The following is a 17,411-nucleotide window of genomic DNA, read 5'->3' as shown; positions in this document are numbered from 1 at the left end:
AATCTATTAAAAACTATTCGCTTTTAGTTTCTGCCGTTTTTTCTTCTTGAGCAGGAGCAGGTTCAGCTGATTCTTCCAAATCAATGTTCTGTTCTGCTGCTACTTCATCATCAGAAACACCTTGCTTGCCTTCTAAAACAGCGTCTGCCATTTTACCTGTCATAAGACGGACTGCACGGATTGCATCGTCGTTTGCAGGGATGACATAGTCTATTTCATCCGGATCACAGTTTGTATCAACCATTGCGATGATAGGAATGCCCAGTTTATGAGCTTCCGCAATTGCGTTTCGCTCTTTACGGGGATCAACGATGAACAATGCCTTCGGCATTTCTTTCATGTCACGGATACCGCCCAGGAATTTGATTAGACGGTCGTATTCCTTACGGATCTCAACAACTTCTTTTTTAGGAAGGACTTCGAAAATTCCGTCCGCTTCCATTTTTTCAATTTCGTCAATGCGTCTGATACGCTTTGAAATTGTTTTATAGTTAGTTAAGATACCGCCCAGCCATCTTTGGTTGACGTAAAGCTGTCCAGCTCTTTCCGCTTCTTCTTTGATAGCATCCTGAGCCTGTTTCTTAGTGCCGACGAATAAGATTTTACCGCCGTCTTCAGAAATGCTTTTAGCAAAGTTGTATGCTTCAGCAACCTTCTTAACTGTTTTTTGCAGGTCGATGATGTAGATGCCGTTTCTTTCCGTGAAGATGTATCTCTTCATCTTAGGATTCCAACGACGTGTCTGGTGACCGAAGTGTACACCAGCTTCAAGTAATTGTTTCATTGTAATTACTGCCATGATATTTCCTCCTTTTGTTGTTACCTCCAATGCTACTGAATGAAACCACTCAGTGATGAGCACCGATTTCATTCTGCATAACATTGTGCGTAATCGGCAATTTTTTTGCCGTTAAATAATATACCATATATATACATATAAATCAAATGTAAAATTAGTTGTCTTTTCTCAATTCAGGCAGGAAGTCTTCTTTTTTCACTTTTATGAAAGTACCTTTCATACCCAGTGAACGTGATTCAATGACACCGGCACTTTCCAGTTTACGGAGCGCATTGACTATGACAGAACGTGTGATGCCCACTCTGTCCGCCACTTTGGATGCGACAAGAAGCCCTTCATCTGCGTTCAGTTCATCAAAGATATGCTCGATCGCTTCTCTTTCTGAATACGATAATGAACGTATTGCCATAGCAATACTGGCTTTGTCACGGGCTTTCTTTTCAATCTCTTCATGTTTTTCTCTTAAGATTTCCATACCGACTACAGTTGTTGCATATTCAGCAAGAACAAGATCATCCTGGCTGAACGGCTCTGTCACTCTGCCGAGCGCCAACGTGCCAAGACGTTCTCCGCCGCCGTATATTGGCAAAATGGTCGTTTCAGAATCCTGGAATGAATCTTCGGTAGGGAAAATTGTAAGTTCGTTTCCAAATTCGATGTTTTCTGTAGTTTCGCTGACTCTCATAATTTTGTTGACATATTCTTCCGGAAAACGGCGATTTTCCAGCATTTCAATAATACGCTCATTTTCAATTTTGTGATTAACACCGAAACCGAGCAGTTTGCCTTTACGTGATACGATGAAAACATTACATTCCAACACCCGGCTCACTTTTTCCGAAACTTCATTAAAATCTACTTTAACGCCAGCAATACTTTGGATCAATGTATTAATTTCTCTTGTTTTTTGTAATAGTGTACTCATATAGAATTCTCCCTTATTATTTTATAATATGAATTGACTTAATTTCTTATCGTCCTGAATGTAGGATAATTTACTGTTTACATACTGTTTTGTTATTTCTACATGTGCGCCCTGCATATTGCTCGCTTCATACAGCAGTTCCTCGAGCAGCGTCTCCAATATTGTATGGAGTCTTCTGGCGCCGATGTCATCCGTATCCGTATTGACCTGATGTGCCGTTTTGGCAAGTTCTGCAATAGCTTCGTCCGTAAATGAGATTGTAACCTCTTCGGTTTGAAGCAAAGCTTCGTACTGTCTGATCAGAGAACGTTTAGGCTCTTTCAATATCTTTTCAAAATCCTTGTCGGTCAGTTTATCCAGTTCAACCCTGATCGGGAACCTGCCCTGAAGCTCAGGAATCAGATCGCTCGGCTTGGAAACGTGGAACGCTCCGGCGCCGATGAATAATATATGCTCTGTATCAATGGAGCCGTATTTGGTCTGAACCCGGCTGCCTTCGACAATCGGCAGAATATCTCTTTGGACGCCTTCCCTCGAAACATCGCCCGAGTTCTGGCCGCCACGCGCAATCTTATCCATTTCATCGATAAAAATGATGCCCATCGTTTCTGCCAGATGAATCGCTTCATCATTCACATTATCGGTATCAATGATTTTTTCTGCTTCTTCCCGGGTCAGATATTCCCGTGCTTTTTTGACCGTCATGGTGCGTTTATGTTTTTTCTTCGGCATGAACTGTTTAAACATATCCTGCATGCCGGACTCTTCCATCCCCGGCATCATCATGCCCATGGCGTTCTGTTCTTCCTGAACTTCTATGCTGACTTTCTCATCCTCCAGAAAACCATTGAGCAGTTTTGAACGGAGGTTTCTGCGCTTGTCTTTCACTTCCGGAGTAATTTCTTCCTCCGGTTCTTCTCCGCCCTGCTGATTCATCAGAGCTTCGAATGGATTTGTCGTCGTCTTTTCCTTTTTAAATCCTGGCGCCAGGAGTGCAATCAATCTTTCATTTGCAAGATCTTCTGCATCTTCCTTCACCAGGATCATCTTTTCATCTTTGACCAGTTTGACACTTGCCTGAACAAGGTCTCTGACCATACTTTCAACATCACGTCCGACGTAGCCGACTTCAGTGAACTTGGTCGCTTCCACTTTAGTGAACGGGGAACCCGTGAGTCTGGCCATACGCCGTGCGATTTCTGTCTTGCCGACACCTGTCGGGCCGATCATCAATATATTTTTAGGAATGACCTCATCACGAAGATCATCATCCAGCATCATACGCCGGAACCGGTTGCGCATTGCTATTGCCACTTTCTTTTTTGCTTCATCTTGTCCAATGATGTCTTCATCCAGCTTCGATGTAATCTCTCTTGGAGTCAAATTTTGTTTCAATATGAACGCTCCTTTAATCGATAGATTCTACTATTATATTGTCATTGGTGAATACGCATATTTCACTGGCAATGAGCAGACTGTTATATGCTATTTCCTTCGCTGACAATTCACTGCTGTATCTCTTCAATGCACGGCCGGCACTGAGTGCGTAATTCCCTCCGCTGCCGATGGCGAGTATGCCGTCATCGGGTTCAATGACCTCACCTGTCCCTGAGACAAGTAATAATGTATCTTTGTCCATTACGATTAACATTGCTTCAAGCTGACGCAGCATTTTATCTCCCCGCCATTCTTTTGCGAGTTCGACTGCAGCTCTTTGCAGGTTGCCATTATAGGAGTACAGATTCGCTTCAAACTTTTCAAATAAAGTGAATGCGTCTGCCACACTTCCCGCAAAACCGGCAACAACTTTATCATCAAACAATCTGCGTACTTTCTTAGCGGTGTGTTTCATTACGACCTGATTGCCGAGTGTCACCTGCCCGTCACCTGCAATGGCCCGGGAGCCGTTATGCTGAATCGCAAATATCGTAGTACCTTTTATAGCCATTTCTTCACCTCTTCTGACTTCCAGGATGTGTATCCAAATATGTTTTTCTGAGTTGTTCTTTTGAAATATGTGTATACTTCTGAGTTGTCTGTAATGATTCGTGTCCAAGTAATTCCTGGACTGCTCTTATATCCGCTCCATTATTAAGCAGATGGGTAGCAAAGCTGTGCCGCAGTTTATGAGGATGGAGATCAAAATTTTGTGCACTCCGTTTGACCATCATATCAAGCACATGTCTGAGACCTCTCACTGTCAATGGTTCATACCGGTAGTTCAGCCAGAGCGAACCATTTTCGTCAATGAATTTCTTAAAATGTCTGATATATTCCTGTAAACTCGATTTTGTACTCTCATTAAAAGGCACTATTCTTTCTTTGTTCCCTTTTCCGTATACTTTAATAATCATATGATTAAAATCTATTCGCTCTATTTTTAAAGAAATCAATTCTGATGCACGGATTCCTGTAGCATACAGCAATTCAAGGATGGCTTTATCCCTCATGTACATTTTGCTGCTCTGATCCAGGGAATCAAAAAGTGCATCGATTTCATTTTCATATAAAAAGGTAGGTAATGCTTTCTCTTTTTTTGGAAAAGGCAAATTTAAAAATGGATGATTTTCCACAGCTTCCTCTTCGATAAGATAATGATAGAAACTGCGCAGTGAAGAAATCTTTCTGGATACAGTCGATCGTTTTAGTCCCTTGTCATACAACATTGCCAGATAGTTTCTCGCATCCATATATTTAAAAGTACTTATATTCAAACCTTCACTCTTTAAAAAATCATGAAATTCATCTAGATCTTTAGCATAGCTTTTAATTGTGTGTTCCGATAAATTTCTCTGATAAAGCAAACGGTCCAAAAAACGTTGTTTAAAAACGATTGGATTTACCTCCTTTTATCAGAATCTTATCACAATTCCAAATAGCCTTTCAATAATTTTACTGTATGGTTAAAAGCATAATTAAGTGCCCATTCAGTATTTTAATATATTTTACCCAGAATTGCACACAATAATATGAATATTATCAATAATCCTCTAATCAAACAGTCCATAAAAAATCTACCTAATGTCATAGGTAGATTAAAAGTTAATTATTCACTTTTTCCGTATAATCACAGTTTGAACATTTAACCTGGGCATTCTTACCTTTTTTCGCTTCGACAAGATGATGGTCACACTTCGGACAATTTCTGCCTATAGGCCTGTCCCAGCTGATGAAGTCACATTCAGGATACTGATCGCATCCATAAAATATACGGTTCTTTTTGGATTTGCGTTCAATGACATCGCCTTTTTTACATTTCGGACAAGTCACGCCGATTGATTTGACGATTGCTTTCGTATTTCTGCATTCAGGGAAATTGGAACATGCCTTGAATTTACCGTATCGGCCCATCTTATAAACCATCGGAGAACCACATTTCTCGCAGTCTTCTCCCACCGGCTCATCTTTGATTTCTATTTTCTCCATCTCTTCTTCCGCACGTTCAACACGCGGTTCGAACTCCTTATAGAAATCATCGATGACTTTTTTCCATGATGCATCACCATCTGCCACACTATCAAGGTTTGCTTCCATCGTCTTCGTAAAATCAACATCTATTATGTCCGGGAAGTATTCTTCCATGGACTGGTGGACGATCTCACCGATTTCCGTCGGCATGAAACGTTTCTGGTCCATGCGGACATAATTACGCTTTTGAATGGTATCGATTGTCGGAGAGTATGTTGACGGACGGCCGATGCCCAGTTCCTCCAATGTTTTGACAAGTCTTGCTTCAGTGAATCTCGGCGGCGGCTGGGTAAAGTGCTGATTCGGATCGATCTTCAGGCTCTTGACCTTCTCACCTTCAGCGATTTCAGGAAGACGGTTATTCAATTCCTCTTCCTCATCGTCTTTACTTTCAATATAAATCTGCATGAAACCTTTGAACTTGATCGTCTGACCGTTACTTCTGAAGATTACACCGTTATTCGACATGTCCATTCTGACAGTATCCAATACCGCAGGCGCCATCTGACTCGCTATGAAACGGTCCCATATGAGTTTGTACAGACGGTGCTGGTCACGCGTCAGATACTGCTTCATGTTTGCGGGTGTTCTCGCACTTGAAGTCGGTCTGACAGCTTCGTGAGCGTCCTGGCCCTGTGCACTTTCTTTTTGCTTCTTTTGAAAGCCCAGGAACTCTTTACCGAAGGTTTCAACAATATAATCCGCCGCTTCTGCTTTTGCGACCGGAGAAATTCTGGTGGAGTCAGTTCTCATATAAGTGATCAAACCGACTGTTCCAGATCCTTTAATATCGATGCCTTCATATAATTGTTGAGCAACCATCATTGTTTTTCTGGTCTTGAAGTTTAATTTTCTTGCAGCTTCCTGCTGCAGTGAAGAAGTTGTAAAACTGTTTGCAGGAAAACGTTTCTTCTCTTTTTTCTCAACTTTATCGACATTGAACTCATCGCCTGAAAGCTGTTCAAGTACCTTATCGACATCTTCTCTCGTTTTCAATTTCACTTTTTTATTATTGACAGAATTGAATTTACCTTTGAATTCTGAACGCTTATACTTAAAGTCGCTTTCAATCGTCCAATATTCTTCCGGTTTGAATTTGCGTATTTCATTCTCACGATCGATGATCAGACGGAGTGCAACAGACTGTACACGTCCGGCAGATAATCCTTTTTTAACTTTTTTCCATAACACCGGTGATATATTATAGCCCACCAGTCTGTCCAGTAAACGTCTGGCCTGCTGTGCGTCGACCAATTCCTGATTGATTTTACCTGGGTTTTTAAAGCTTTCTTTAACTGCTTCTTTTGTTATTTCATTAAATACGACTCGATAGTATTCATTATCTTCACCGAGAGCATGTGATAAATGCCATGCAATCGCTTCTCCCTCGCGGTCCGGGTCACTAGCTAAAAACACTTTCTTGGCTTTTTTCGCTTCTTTCTTCAAATCTTTCAAAAGCGGACCTTTGCCTCGAATTGTAATATATTTTGGTTCGTAATTGTTTTCAGTGTCAATTCCCATTTGACTGCGGGGCAAATCACGCAAGTGTCCCATTGAAGCCACGACTTTATATCTTTTGCCTAAATATTTCTCAATCGTTTTAGCTTTCGCAGGGGATTCCACTATTACTAAATTGTCAGCCACGATGCGTTTGCCTCCTTCGGTTGTAGTTTCAAAATCAAATACTAATTGCATTTATTTCTTTTGTCAACTCTTTAAGGTTATTCACATTGGTAAAATACTGGAAATTTCTAAAAATAATCCTTTAGAATATCATCACTCGAGAGTACTATTTCAGCGCCTTCCTGAATACGCGAATTCGTTCCTTTTGATAACAATGAAGTGATATTTCCCGGCAGACAGTAAGTGTTGCGATTTTCATTCATTGCCATTTCCAAAGTGATCAGACTGCCGCTTTTCTCTTCAGCTTCTGTGACGAGAACACCGTTTGATAAGCCTGCTATGATACGGTTGCGTGCGATAAAGCGCCATTTTTCAATCGAAGCATGCGGCGGATATTCACTGATTGTGAGACCGGCCTGTTCCATCCTGTCCCGTACACTATATGTAGATTTTGGATAATGCAGATCATGGCCGAATGCCAGAACGCCGATCGTCGGTACGTTATAAGAAAGACACAGTTTATGTGCGATTTCATCCGCTCCGTATGCAAGACCTGAAACAATTGATAGATTTTTCAAGTCAGGAATGATTTTATCCAATGATTCCGAAGTGTACCGGGTCGCTTTACGGCTGCCGACTATGCCAAGCATTGGTCTTTTCAACAGACTACGCTGCCCTTTCAGATAAAGTATATACGGCGGATCATGTATCTCTCTCAGCAGTACCGGATAATCCTCATCATCGATTGTTATGAATGTTATATTCCGGCGGAGGAGCTCTTTATTTATCAGCTCGGTATCCAGGCGGTTGGCGGCAGAGAGCTTGCTTTGTATTTTCTGTGTCAGTCTGAATTCGGACTGCACTGTTTTAATCTCCCGGTATTCCTGCACAGTGACTCCAGCATAAGACAGCGCTAAAAAGTTCAAGTCATCACCTCTTTATATGATAACTTTAATTATATGTTATAAATCACCTTTTAAATTTTACAATATCAATTCAAAAATTGGAAATTAAAGACAAAAACAGTGCTATCCGCAAATGGAATAGCACTGTTTTTAATTAGATAGCTGTGAATATGAAGTTTATTTTACAGTTAAGCACTTTTCATACAAGCCGTCTTCTTTTTTAATACGGTTGATCAGAGTTTCACCGATTTCTGATGGTGTATCTGAAGTTTCAATACCGCATGCATTCATGGTTTTGATTTTTTCGTCAGCTGTACCTTTACCACCTGAGATGATCGCACCAGCGTGGCCCATGCGTTTCCCTGGAGGTGCTGTGACACCGCCGATGAATCCGACGACCGGCTTAGTCATATTTTCTTTGACCCACTCAGCCGCTTCTTCTTCAGCAGTACCGCCGATTTCACCAATCATGACTACCGCCTCGGTTTCAGGATCTTCGTTGAATGCTTTAAGCGCATCGATGAAGTCCGTGCCGTTTACCGGGTCTCCGCCGATACCGACTGCAGTCGTCTGGCCGATTCCCGCCTGAGTCAGCTGATGAACCGCTTCGTAAGTCAATGTACCTGAACGGCTCACTACGCCGACATGGCCTTTTTTGTGGATATATCCAGGCATGATGCCGATTTTACACTCATCAGCAGTGATGACACCTGGACAGTTTGGACCGACAAGACGTGTTTTCTTGCCTTCCAGATAACGTTTTACTTTTACCATATCGATTACTGGAATATGCTCCGTAATGCAGATGACAAGATCAAGTTCCGCATCCGCACTTTCGATGATTGCATCTGCTGCAAACGGTGCCGGAACATAGATAACTGATACTGTTGCACCAGTTTCTTCTTTAGCTTCTTCTACTGTATTGAAAACAGGAACACCCTGAACTTCCTGGCCACCTTTACCTGGTGTTACACCAGCAACGATCTTAGTGCCATATTCAAGCATCTGCTCTGTATGGAACAACGCAGTCGAGCCAGTGATTCCTTGTACTAATACTTTCGTATCTTTATCAATAAAAACACCCACAGTGAATTCCTCCGTTAAATTTATTTATTTTCTTCTACTGCTGCAATAATCTTTTGAGCACCTTCAGCCATTGTAGTCGCAGGAGTGATATCAAGACCTGAATCTTTCAGAATCTTTTTACCTTCGTCGACGTTCGTACCTTCAAGACGTACGACCAATGGAATTTCAAGTCCTACATTCTCAACAGCTTCTACTACACCCTGTGCAATGATGTCACATTTCATGATACCGCCGAAGATGTTGACGAAAATACCTTTTACGCCCTCGTCGCCAAGGATGATTTTGAATGCTTCGGTAACTTTCTCAGCAGTCGCGCCGCCCCCTACGTCAAGGAAGTTGGCAGGCTTTCCGCCGAAGTGGTTGATGGTATCCATCGTTGCCATTGCAAGACCGGCACCGTTAACCATACAGCCGATGTTGCCGTCCAGCGCAACGTATGATAAATCATATTTTGAAGCTTGGATTTCTTTTGGATCTTCCTCATCAAGGTCACGCAGTTCAACAACATTTTTCTGTCTGAACAGTGCGTTCTCATCGAAGTTCACTTTTGCATCGAGTGCAAGGACGTCACCTTCGCCTGTAGTTACAAGCGGGTTGATTTCGATGATTGAAGCATCTTTTTCAATGAAAACATTATAAAGGGAAAGCATCAATTTTGCTGCTTTGTTTACAGATTCTTTAGGAATGTTGATATTGAATGCCAGTCGTTTTGCCTGATAAGGCATTAAGCCGACAATCGGATCAACAACTTCTTTAAATATTTTCTCAGGATTAGTTGCTGCAACTTCCTCAATTTCAGTTCCGCCCTCTTCGGAGCCCATCAGAACTATTCTGTCAGTTGCGCGGTCAATGACAAAACCGATATAATATTCACTTTGAATATCGCAGCCTTCTTCGACAAGCAGTCTTTTAACTTCTTTGCCTTCAGGCCCTGTCTGTGGAGTCACTAATACTTTTCCAAGTAATTCCTTGGCATACTCTTTTACTTCATCGATCGTTTTGGCAATTTTGACTCCGCCGGCTTTGCCTCTGCCGCCGGCATGAATTTGAGCTTTTACTACATAGACATCCGAGTCAAGCTCTTTTGCTGCCTTCACAGCCTCTTCCGGTGTATAGGCAACGCTGCCTGTTGGAACGTTTACACCCATAGAGCGAAAAATTTCTTTCCCTTGATACTCATGAATATTCATGTTCTTCCTCCTAAGATAATTATAATCCTTACAGTTCAATTATAGAAAAGGTAAATATTAAAGTAAACTGTCAAAACAATGTTTTCTGACTAATTTTACTTTTAACCGGTTCAAAAGTTTTCCTGTGTATTCTTGTTACACCGAAATTCTCTATGCCGTCGAGATGTTTCTTAGTTCCATAGCCTTTGTTATTTTCGAAATCATAGCCTGGGAACTCCTCACTATAACTATCCATCATCATATCACGAGTTGTTTTGGCAAGCACGCTTGCCGCCGCAATTGAATTGGAATTTGCATCGCCTTTAATGATTGAGGTCTGTTCAATGTCGGTATCGAGCATCATTGCGTCTATCAATAAGTGCTCCGGCCGCTCCGTCAGATTTTCCAATGCCCGCCTCATCGCCATCCTTGTCGCCTGATAAATATTATATTGATCGATTTCCTCGACCGTTGCTTTACCGATACCGAAATCTGCATGTTTCATGATGAATTCACGGAATGCCAGTCTTTTTTTCAGAGACAGTTTCTTTGAATCATCCAGCCCCGGGAGTACGAAGTCTTCGGGCAGAATGACTGCAGCGGCAATCACTTCACCGGCGATTGGACCGCGGCCCGCCTCATCGATTCCAGCGACAATCTTTCCTTGATGTTCATTTTCATATCTTTTCATATACTCGTACTTTTCCAGCAGAACAGCCTGTCTTTCAAGGTGTGTCTTATGTTGGAGCAGTGCTTTTCTGACTCCCGCCCGACCGTCTTCATGATGCGGGCATGATGCCAGTGCATCCAGTGACTCAATCAGTTTGATTTCACTTGTTATTTCACTGACTGTCGCCATTGAAACCACTCACTTTATCCAATGTATACCTGCCGATTTTGCCATTTCTGATATCGTAGATGACTTTGTCGGTCACCGCTTCGTAATTGATTTCATTGCCGCTCATCTTAAGGCCGCGGCTCCTGCCGATTGCATCGTAAATATCGATGACACCACTCTCTTCTTCGACTGATACATTATAAAATCGATTCAGGTCAGCCAGATGATTTTCCTGTAGAAACGTGAGACCGAAAATAGCCACTTCATCCAGCGGCACTACTGAATCTTTTATCGCACCCGTCAGAGAAAGTTTCTTTCCAACCGTATCGTCTTCGAATTTCGGCCAGAGGATGCCCGGCGTATCCAGCAGCTCCATATTTTTTCCGGCTTTTATCCATTGCTGTGCTTTGGTGACACCCGGTGTGTTCCCCGTTTTCGCGATCTTCCTTTTGGCAATATTATTGATGACCGTCGATTTGCCGACGTTCGGTATACCGATGATCATGGCTCTGATCGCTCTTTTATTTATCCCTTTACTCTCCATCTTTTCAAAAATCTCTTTTGTCGCTTCAGAAGCAAGCGGCTCTATTTTCGAGATGATCTGATGGCTGCGGCCGTTAATCGCCACAGGAAACTTACCCTGACCTTTGAAATGGCTGATCCACCGGTCCGTTTCACTCTCATCGGCCATATCCATCTTATTCAGAACAACCACGCGCGGCTTATGCTGTGTGATTTCATCCATCATCGGATTATGGCTGGAATATGGGATTCTCGCATCCAGAATTTCTATGATGACATCTATTTTCTTTAAATTTTCTTCAACTTCTCTTCTCGCTTTGGCCATATGACCCGGAAACCAGTTTATACTCACAGTTCTTCCCTCACTGTCATAATATTTTATATCCAGACAATCATACCAAAATAAAAACTCGGACATCAAGTTGTGATGTCCGAGTTTTCATCAAATTATCTAATTTCTCTGATACGCGCCGCTTTACCACGCAGATTGCGTAAGTAGTAAAGTTTCGCACGACGTACACGTCCACGACGAGTAACATCAATTTTCTCAATTTTTGGCGTGTGTACAGGGAATGTACGCTCTACACCCACACCATATGAGATTTTACGTACTGTAAACGTCTCAGAAATGCCGCCGCCGCGTCTTTTGATTACTACACCTTCAAAGACCTGGATTCTTTCACGGCTTCCCTCGATGATACGTACGTGAACTTTTACAGTATCTCCGGCTTTGAATTCCGGAAGATCTGACTTGAGCTGTTCTTTCGTCAAATCGTTAATTAATTGTTGTGACATTGATATCTTCTCCTTCTTCCAACTATCTTGCCGATCATAGCAGCGGATAGTTGTGATTAGTGCCTAAACACTCGTATAATATTACCATATACAGTCCGCTCTTTCAATTCTTTTCGCCAAATAAAAATATTAATCCAATAAATCCGGCCTGCGCTCTTTCGTACGCTTCAGACTTTCGCTGTACCGCCACTCGTCAATCTTCTTATGATCTCCGTTTAAAAGTACTTCCGGCACCTTCATCCCGCGGTATTCCCTCGGACGTGTATAGTGCGGATGCTCCAGCATACCTGTTGAAAATGAATCCTGCTCATGGCTTTCCTGGTTACTGATGACATTCGGTATCAGCCTGACAATCGCATCAGTCATCGTCATGCTCGCAAGTTCCCCACCTGTCAATACATAATCACCTATGGAGACTTCATCAGTCACCAGAGTGCGGATCCGCTCATCGTAGCCTTCATAGTGGCCGCAGATGAAGACAATGTCCTCCTCCGTGCTCAAGTCTTCAGCCATTTTCTGATTGAACGGCGCACCCTGCGGACACAGCAGTACCACCCTCGGATTCTCAACTTCCAGAGCATCCATCGCGTTGAAGATCGGCTCCGGCTTTAAAACCATCCCCGCACCTCCGCCGTATGGATAATCATCCACCTTATTGTGCTTATCTTCGGAGTAATCGCGAAAATCTATCATATTATAATCGACAATCCCTTTATCTTTTGCACGTTTTAAAATCGAGGAATTCAGCACCCCTTCGTACATTTCCGGGAACAAAGTCAAATAATGGATATTCATTCCAACAGCCCTTCCATCGGTGTAATGATTATTTTCCCATTTTCCAGATCGATCTCCTTAACGACATCTTCAATATACGGGATCATATATTCTCTATTATTTTCATCACGGACCGCCCATACATCATTCGCGCCCGTCTGGAAAATGTCCGTCACCTTGCCGAGTGCTTTATTTTCATCTGTGAATACGGACAGTCCGATGATTTCACTGAAATGAAATTCGCCCTCTTCCAGAGTAAGTTCCACACTTTCTGTATCCTGCAGAACATCTTCATCTTTTAAAGCTTCGACTTCACTGATATTTGCGACGCCCTCGAATTTTAAAAGATGAAACTTCTTGTGCATACGGTATTTCTCTATTGTGAATTCTTTATTTTTTATATGAACGATCTGCCCAGGTTGAAAACGCTCCGCAGTGAAGTCAGAGTTGCTCATAATCTTCACTTCACCCCGGACCCCGTGAAAACCGACAAGTTTACCTATAGAAATCATTTTATAACCACCTTAAAAATAAATACATACATGATGAGCCTTTACTGTGGCAGACCCGTCCCTGCCTGGCATCATCTATTATATACCCGTTGCCGACAGGCAGACAACCATTAAAATCGATTGGAATTTTGTGGGGTCTGAATGATTAGACGTTGGCCGTGCAGATGGCGTCGGATTAGTCTCTAACTAAACGGCTGTGGGCGTCAAACGTTTAGATGGCGAGAAATCAGAGGCTAACTAAACGCCTGAAGACGTCCAACGTTTAGATGGCGAGAAATCAGAGGCTAACTAAACGCCTGAGGACGTCCAACGTTTAGATGGCGAGAAATCAGAGGCTAACTAAACGCCTGAGGACGTCCAACGTTTAGATGGCGAGAAATCAGAGGCTAACTAAACAGCTGTGGGCGTTTGCTGTGCAGATGCCATCAGAAATGTCTCTAACTAAACGGCTGTTGGCGTTGGCTGTGCAGATAGCATTGATATTGTCGCTGACTAAACGACATGAACGGCAAGATGCATCAAAACGCCGGCCCGGGCACCAAACATAAAAAAGACACGACCCTCATGGGGCGTGTCCTCAAAATTTAATCTACATCAACAAACACTTTCTTGGAACTGTCGTGATTTGTATTGGACATGATAATGCGTATCGCCTTGATTACGCGTCCGCGTTTACCAATTACACGTCCGACATCATCACTGTGTACTGATATTTTGTAAGAAATATTGTACTTTGATTCTTCAACAGAGATTTCCAAGTCTTCCGGATGATCGAGCATCGGTTTAAGAATTGTTTGTAATAAATTTTCCATAGTGCCTATTTCCCAAGTTTTTCATTGTGGAATTTTTCCATGACACCTTTGCGGCTCAGTATGTTGCGAACTGTGTCGCTCGGTTTGGCACCATCTTTTAACCACTCAATTGCTTTATCTTCATCTAAAGTGATGTTTTCTTCTTCTTTAGAAACTGGATTGTATGAACCGATCTGCTCGATGATACGACCATCTCTCGGGCTTCTTGAATCTGCCACTACAATACGGTAGTAAGGATTTCTCTTGGAACCCATACGTGTCAATCTTAATTTTACAGCCATCTGAATAACTCCTTTCTGTCTTCAATTTCACTTTTATTACTATAACAGATAATAAAAAACTTGTAAAGAGTTTTTCCTTTACAAGTTTTAATTTCTTTATTTTAGAAAGGCAGCTGCATATTTCCAAATGGATTTTTCTTCTTGCCTTTGCCGCCTGTCATCTGCTTCATCATCTTCTTCATATCGTTGAACTGCTTCAGCAGCCGGTTCACTTCCTGCAGGGAACGCCCGGAACCTTTTGCGATTCTCTTCTTTCTGCTCGCATTGAGTTTTTCAGGTTTTTCACGCTCTTCCATCGTCATTGAACGGATGATCGCCTGGACGTGGTCAATCTCCTTACCGCTCATCTGCATCTTATCAAGGCCCTTGATCTTATTCGCGCCGGGCATCATTTTAAGCAGCTCATCGAGTGGGCCGAGAGTTTTCACCTGGTCCATCTGCTCGAGGAAGTCATCGAGAGTGAAGCTCTGATCTTTGATCTTCTTCTCCAGTTTCTTCTGCTCGTCCATATCCACATTCGACTGTGCCTTTTCGATGATGGACATCATGTCGCCCATACCGAGTATTCTCTGTGCCATGCGGTCCGGGTGGAATGATTCAAGTCCGTCCATCTTCTCTGAGACACCGATGAATTTAATCGGCTTTTCTGTAACCGAACGGATGGAGAGCGCCGCCCCGCCCCGTGTATCCCCGTCGAGTTTTGTCAGAGTGACACCGGTAATGTCCAGAAGGTCGTTGAAGGACTCTGCAACATTGACCGCGTCCTGACCGGTCATGGAGTCGACGACAAGCATGATCTCATCAGGTTTTGAAATCTCTTTGATATCTTTCAGCTCGTTCATCAAGTCTTCATCGACATGCAGACGGCCTGCCGTATCAATGATGACAGTGTCCAGATGCTCTTCTTTGGCATGTGCCATTGCTTTGGTCGCGATTTCCTGGGGCTTCACTTTATCGCCCATATTGAATACAGGAACGTCTATCTGTTTACCGACTGTTTCCAGCTGGTCGATCGCAGCCGGACGGTAGATGTCGCCTGCGACAAGCAATGGTTTCTTATTGAAATTCTTTCTCAGGTGCAGTGCGAGTTTACCTGCTGTCGTCGTCTTACCTGCACCCTGCAGACCCACCATCATGATGACCGTCGGCGGTTTCTGGGCAAGATTGATTTTTTGATTCTCTCCGCCCATAAGTGCCGTGAGTTCTTCTTTTACAATTTTTATGACCTGCTGGCCGGGTGTCAGTGACTGCATGACATCACTGCCGAGCGCGCGTTCACGCACCTGGTTTATAAATTGTTTGACCACTTTAAAGTTGACATCGGCTTCAAGCAGTGCGAGACGCACTTCGCGCATCATCACTTTAACATCCGACTCAGTGACCTTGCCTTTACTCTTCACACGGTCCATCGTGGCCTGGAGTCGTTCTCCTAAACCTTCAAAAGCCATTGCTACTCCTCCTCCAGAGTTTCAAGTTCATTTATAACATCGTTGATTTTACTGACATTTCCTTTTTGTGCATACTCTTTGATCTGCCGGTAATACTGCTGTCTCTTCATGAAATCATGATAGAGCTCCAAGTTCTTTTCATAGTCTTCAAGCAGATCTTTAGTACGTTTTAAATTATCATAAACAGCCTGTCTTGTCACATTCAGAGTTTCTGCAATCTCACTGAATGTGTAGTCTTCCAAATAATAAAGTTCTACATAAGCGCGCTGTTTATCAGTCAGCAGTGAATGATAAAAGTCATATAGATAATTGATCCGGGTCGTTCTTTCAAGTTCTTCAGTCATTGTCATCACTTGTCTCTTCTGCTGCGTTCAACTCTTCTGACTGGTGAATCATATCGGCAAACAGACCGTAGACATAGTTTTCAGCATCGAATTCCTGAAGGTCATCCAGCTGTTCGCCGAGACCGACGAATTTAACCGGAATGCCGAGCTCATTTTTAATCGCAAGAACGATACCGCCTTTTGCAGTGCCGTCAAGTTTCGTGAGCACGATACCCGTAACATCTGTCACTTCTTTGAATGATTTCGCCTGGATCAGAGCATTCTGGCCCGTAGTTGCGTCCAATGTCAGCAGTACTTCGTGCGGTGCCGCAGGCACAACTTTCTGAATGACTTTTTTCATCTTGCCGAGTTCATTCATCAGATTCCCTTTATTCTGCAGACGCCCTGCAGTATCACAGATTAAAACATCCGTGCCTCTGCGTTTTGCCGCATTGACTGCATCAAACATCACCGCCGCAGGGTCACTGCCTTCAGCCTGCCTGATCACATCAACACCGACACGGTCACCCCACACCTGCAGCTGGTTGATTGCACCGGCACGGAATGTATCGCCTGCTGCCATCATGACGGATTTGCCTTCATTTTTATATTTGTGTGCCAGTTTACCGATACTTGTCGTTTTACCGACACCATTCACACCGACAACAAGAATGACTGTCAAACCGTCTGCCTGGATATTCACTTCTTCCGCCAGATCGTCATTGCGCTCATAAATCTCAACCATCTTTTCAACGATCGTCTCTTTTAAATCTTCTGTTTCAGTAATGTTTTTGACTTTCGCTTCCTGTCTCAACTCGTCGGTCAATTCCATCACTGTGTTGAAACCGACATCTGCGCCGATCAGCAATTCTTCCAGCGCCTCGAAAAAGTCCTCGTCCACTTTACGGTACATCGACATCAGCTGATTGATCTCGGACTGGAATTTCTCACGGCTCTTCTCAAGTCCCGCTTTGAACTTGTAGGCAAGCTGTTCCTGTTCCCATTCCTCGAATTCATCAATACTGATCAGACCATCATCGAGCTTCTCATTTTGACGTTCGGCCGACGGCAGATCTTCTGTCTGTTTCTCAGGTCTGAACTTCTTTTTAAAACGATCAAAAATACCCATTT

Annotated in this window: 19 protein-coding genes; all 19 read right to left on the bottom strand. The window is 43.0% G+C overall.

Annotated elements, in window-relative coordinates; translation table 11 throughout:
• Positions 1-13: 13 nt before the first annotated feature.
• The 19 genes from rpsB to ftsY all read right to left on the bottom strand — a co-directional run bounded on the left by rpsB (position 14) and on the right by ftsY (position 17,409).
• On the bottom strand, positions 14-799 hold the full coding sequence (gene rpsB, locus ACY8DT_RS11770; protein WP_462420501.1) for a 30S ribosomal protein S2: 786 nt from the start codon (positions 797-799) through the stop codon (positions 14-16).
• A gap of 154 nt (positions 800-953) precedes the next feature.
• Positions 954-1,724, bottom strand: coding sequence for a GTP-sensing pleiotropic transcriptional regulator CodY (gene codY, locus ACY8DT_RS11765; protein WP_462420500.1), 771 nt, complete (start codon positions 1,722-1,724; stop codon positions 954-956).
• A 21-nt stretch (positions 1,725-1,745) separates the two neighbouring features.
• The gene (gene hslU, locus ACY8DT_RS11760; protein WP_462420499.1) at positions 1,746-3,119 is read right to left on the bottom strand and encodes an ATP-dependent protease ATPase subunit HslU; all 1,374 of its coding nucleotides are present in this window, start codon (positions 3,117-3,119) and stop codon (positions 1,746-1,748) included.
• Between the two features lie 13 nt (positions 3,120-3,132).
• Entirely contained in the window at positions 3,133-3,672 is a 540-nt protein-coding gene (gene hslV, locus ACY8DT_RS11755; protein ID WP_462420498.1) for an ATP-dependent protease subunit HslV, read from the bottom strand.
• A gap of 4 nt (positions 3,673-3,676) precedes the next feature.
• Complete coding sequence (gene xerA / locus ACY8DT_RS11750; RefSeq protein ID WP_462422268.1) at positions 3,677-4,558, bottom strand: site-specific tyrosine recombinase/integron integrase; 882 nt, start codon at positions 4,556-4,558, stop codon at positions 3,677-3,679.
• 208 nt (positions 4,559-4,766) lie between these two features.
• On the bottom strand, positions 4,767-6,836 hold the full coding sequence (gene topA / locus ACY8DT_RS11745; protein ID WP_462420497.1) for a type I DNA topoisomerase: 2,070 nt from the start codon (positions 6,834-6,836) through the stop codon (positions 4,767-4,769).
• 107 nt (positions 6,837-6,943) lie between these two features.
• Positions 6,944-7,741, bottom strand: a complete 798-nt coding sequence (gene dprA / locus ACY8DT_RS11740; RefSeq protein ID WP_462420496.1) for a DNA-processing protein DprA — start codon at positions 7,739-7,741, stop codon at positions 6,944-6,946.
• Positions 7,742-7,897: 156 nt separating this feature from the next.
• On the bottom strand, positions 7,898-8,806 hold the full coding sequence (sucD, locus tag ACY8DT_RS11735) for a succinate--CoA ligase subunit alpha (RefSeq protein WP_462420495.1): 909 nt from the start codon (positions 8,804-8,806) through the stop codon (positions 7,898-7,900).
• Positions 8,807-8,826: 20 nt separating this feature from the next.
• Complete coding sequence (gene sucC / locus ACY8DT_RS11730; protein WP_462420494.1) at positions 8,827-9,996, bottom strand: ADP-forming succinate--CoA ligase subunit beta; 1,170 nt, start codon at positions 9,994-9,996, stop codon at positions 8,827-8,829.
• Positions 9,997-10,066: 70 nt separating this feature from the next.
• A complete protein-coding gene (gene rnhB, locus ACY8DT_RS11725) occupies positions 10,067-10,834 on the bottom strand; it encodes a ribonuclease HII (RefSeq protein ID WP_462420493.1) in 768 nt (255 codons plus the stop codon).
• A complete protein-coding gene (gene ylqF / locus ACY8DT_RS11720; protein WP_462420492.1) occupies positions 10,818-11,687 on the bottom strand; it encodes a ribosome biogenesis GTPase YlqF in 870 nt (289 codons plus the stop codon). Before ylqF ends, rnhB begins: the two co-directional genes overlap by 17 nt.
• A gap of 95 nt (positions 11,688-11,782) precedes the next feature.
• Complete coding sequence (rplS, locus tag ACY8DT_RS11715; RefSeq protein ID WP_462420491.1) at positions 11,783-12,130, bottom strand: 50S ribosomal protein L19; 348 nt, start codon at positions 12,128-12,130, stop codon at positions 11,783-11,785.
• Positions 12,131-12,259: 129 nt separating this feature from the next.
• Complete coding sequence (gene trmD, locus ACY8DT_RS11710) at positions 12,260-12,925, bottom strand: tRNA (guanosine(37)-N1)-methyltransferase TrmD (RefSeq protein WP_462420490.1); 666 nt, start codon at positions 12,923-12,925, stop codon at positions 12,260-12,262.
• Entirely contained in the window at positions 12,922-13,416 is a 495-nt protein-coding gene (gene rimM, locus ACY8DT_RS11705) for a ribosome maturation factor RimM (RefSeq protein ID WP_462420489.1), read from the bottom strand. Before rimM ends, trmD begins: the two co-directional genes overlap by 4 nt.
• A 584-nt stretch (positions 13,417-14,000) precedes the next feature.
• Entirely contained in the window at positions 14,001-14,228 is a 228-nt protein-coding gene (locus tag ACY8DT_RS11700; RefSeq protein WP_462420488.1) for a KH domain-containing protein, read from the bottom strand.
• Positions 14,229-14,233: 5 nt separating this feature from the next.
• On the bottom strand, positions 14,234-14,509 hold the full coding sequence (gene rpsP / locus ACY8DT_RS11695) for a 30S ribosomal protein S16 (protein WP_462420487.1): 276 nt from the start codon (positions 14,507-14,509) through the stop codon (positions 14,234-14,236).
• 101 nt (positions 14,510-14,610) lie between these two features.
• Positions 14,611-15,957, bottom strand: coding sequence for a signal recognition particle protein (gene ffh / locus ACY8DT_RS11690; RefSeq protein WP_462420486.1), 1,347 nt, complete (start codon positions 15,955-15,957; stop codon positions 14,611-14,613).
• A gap of 2 nt (positions 15,958-15,959) precedes the next feature.
• Positions 15,960-16,301, bottom strand: coding sequence for a putative DNA-binding protein (locus ACY8DT_RS11685; RefSeq protein ID WP_462422267.1), 342 nt, complete (start codon positions 16,299-16,301; stop codon positions 15,960-15,962).
• Complete coding sequence (gene ftsY / locus ACY8DT_RS11680) at positions 16,294-17,409, bottom strand: signal recognition particle-docking protein FtsY (protein WP_462420485.1); 1,116 nt, start codon at positions 17,407-17,409, stop codon at positions 16,294-16,296. Before ftsY ends, ACY8DT_RS11685 begins: the two co-directional genes overlap by 8 nt.
• Positions 17,410-17,411 lie beyond the last annotated feature (2 nt).

This window comes from Salinicoccus sp. Marseille-QA3875 (genome assembly GCF_054950095.1).
This window is presented reverse-complemented; position numbering and strand designations above follow the sequence as displayed.

What these genes read in the sequence shown, in the direction of transcription:
- codY (WP_462420500.1), bottom strand. Translation starts at nt 1,724, where the DNA reads ATGAGTACACTATTACAAAAAACAAGAGAAATTAATACATTGATCCAA.
- hslV (WP_462420498.1), bottom strand. Translation starts at nt 3,672, where the DNA reads ATGGCTATAAAAGGTACTACGATATTTGCGATTCAGCATAACGGCTCC.
- rpsP (WP_462420487.1), bottom strand. Translation starts at nt 14,509, where the DNA reads ATGGCTGTAAAATTAAGATTGACACGTATGGGTTCCAAGAGAAATCCT.
- rpsB (WP_462420501.1), bottom strand. Translation starts at nt 799, where the DNA reads ATGGCAGTAATTACAATGAAACAATTACTTGAAGCTGGTGTACACTTC.
- rimM (WP_462420489.1), bottom strand. Translation starts at nt 13,416, where the DNA reads ATGATTTCTATAGGTAAACTTGTCGGTTTTCACGGGGTCCGGGGTGAA.
- sucC (WP_462420494.1), bottom strand. Translation starts at nt 9,996, where the DNA reads ATGAATATTCATGAGTATCAAGGGAAAGAAATTTTTCGCTCTATGGGT.
- ACY8DT_RS11700 (WP_462420488.1), bottom strand. Translation starts at nt 14,228, where the DNA reads ATGGAAAATTTATTACAAACAATTCTTAAACCGATGCTCGATCATCCG.
- ACY8DT_RS11685 (WP_462422267.1), bottom strand. Translation starts at nt 16,301, where the DNA reads ATGACTGAAGAACTTGAAAGAACGACCCGGATCAATTATCTATATGAC.
- ffh (WP_462420486.1), bottom strand. Translation starts at nt 15,957, where the DNA reads ATGGCTTTTGAAGGTTTAGGAGAACGACTCCAGGCCACGATGGACCGT.
- rnhB (WP_462420493.1), bottom strand. Translation starts at nt 10,834, where the DNA reads ATGGCGACAGTCAGTGAAATAACAAGTGAAATCAAACTGATTGAGTCA.
- trmD (WP_462420490.1), bottom strand. Translation starts at nt 12,925, where the DNA reads ATGAATATCCATTATTTGACTTTGTTCCCGGAAATGTACGAAGGGGTG.
- rplS (WP_462420491.1), bottom strand. Translation starts at nt 12,130, where the DNA reads ATGTCACAACAATTAATTAACGATTTGACGAAAGAACAGCTCAAGTCA.
- ftsY (WP_462420485.1), bottom strand. Translation starts at nt 17,409, where the DNA reads ATGGGTATTTTTGATCGTTTTAAAAAGAAGTTCAGACCTGAGAAACAG.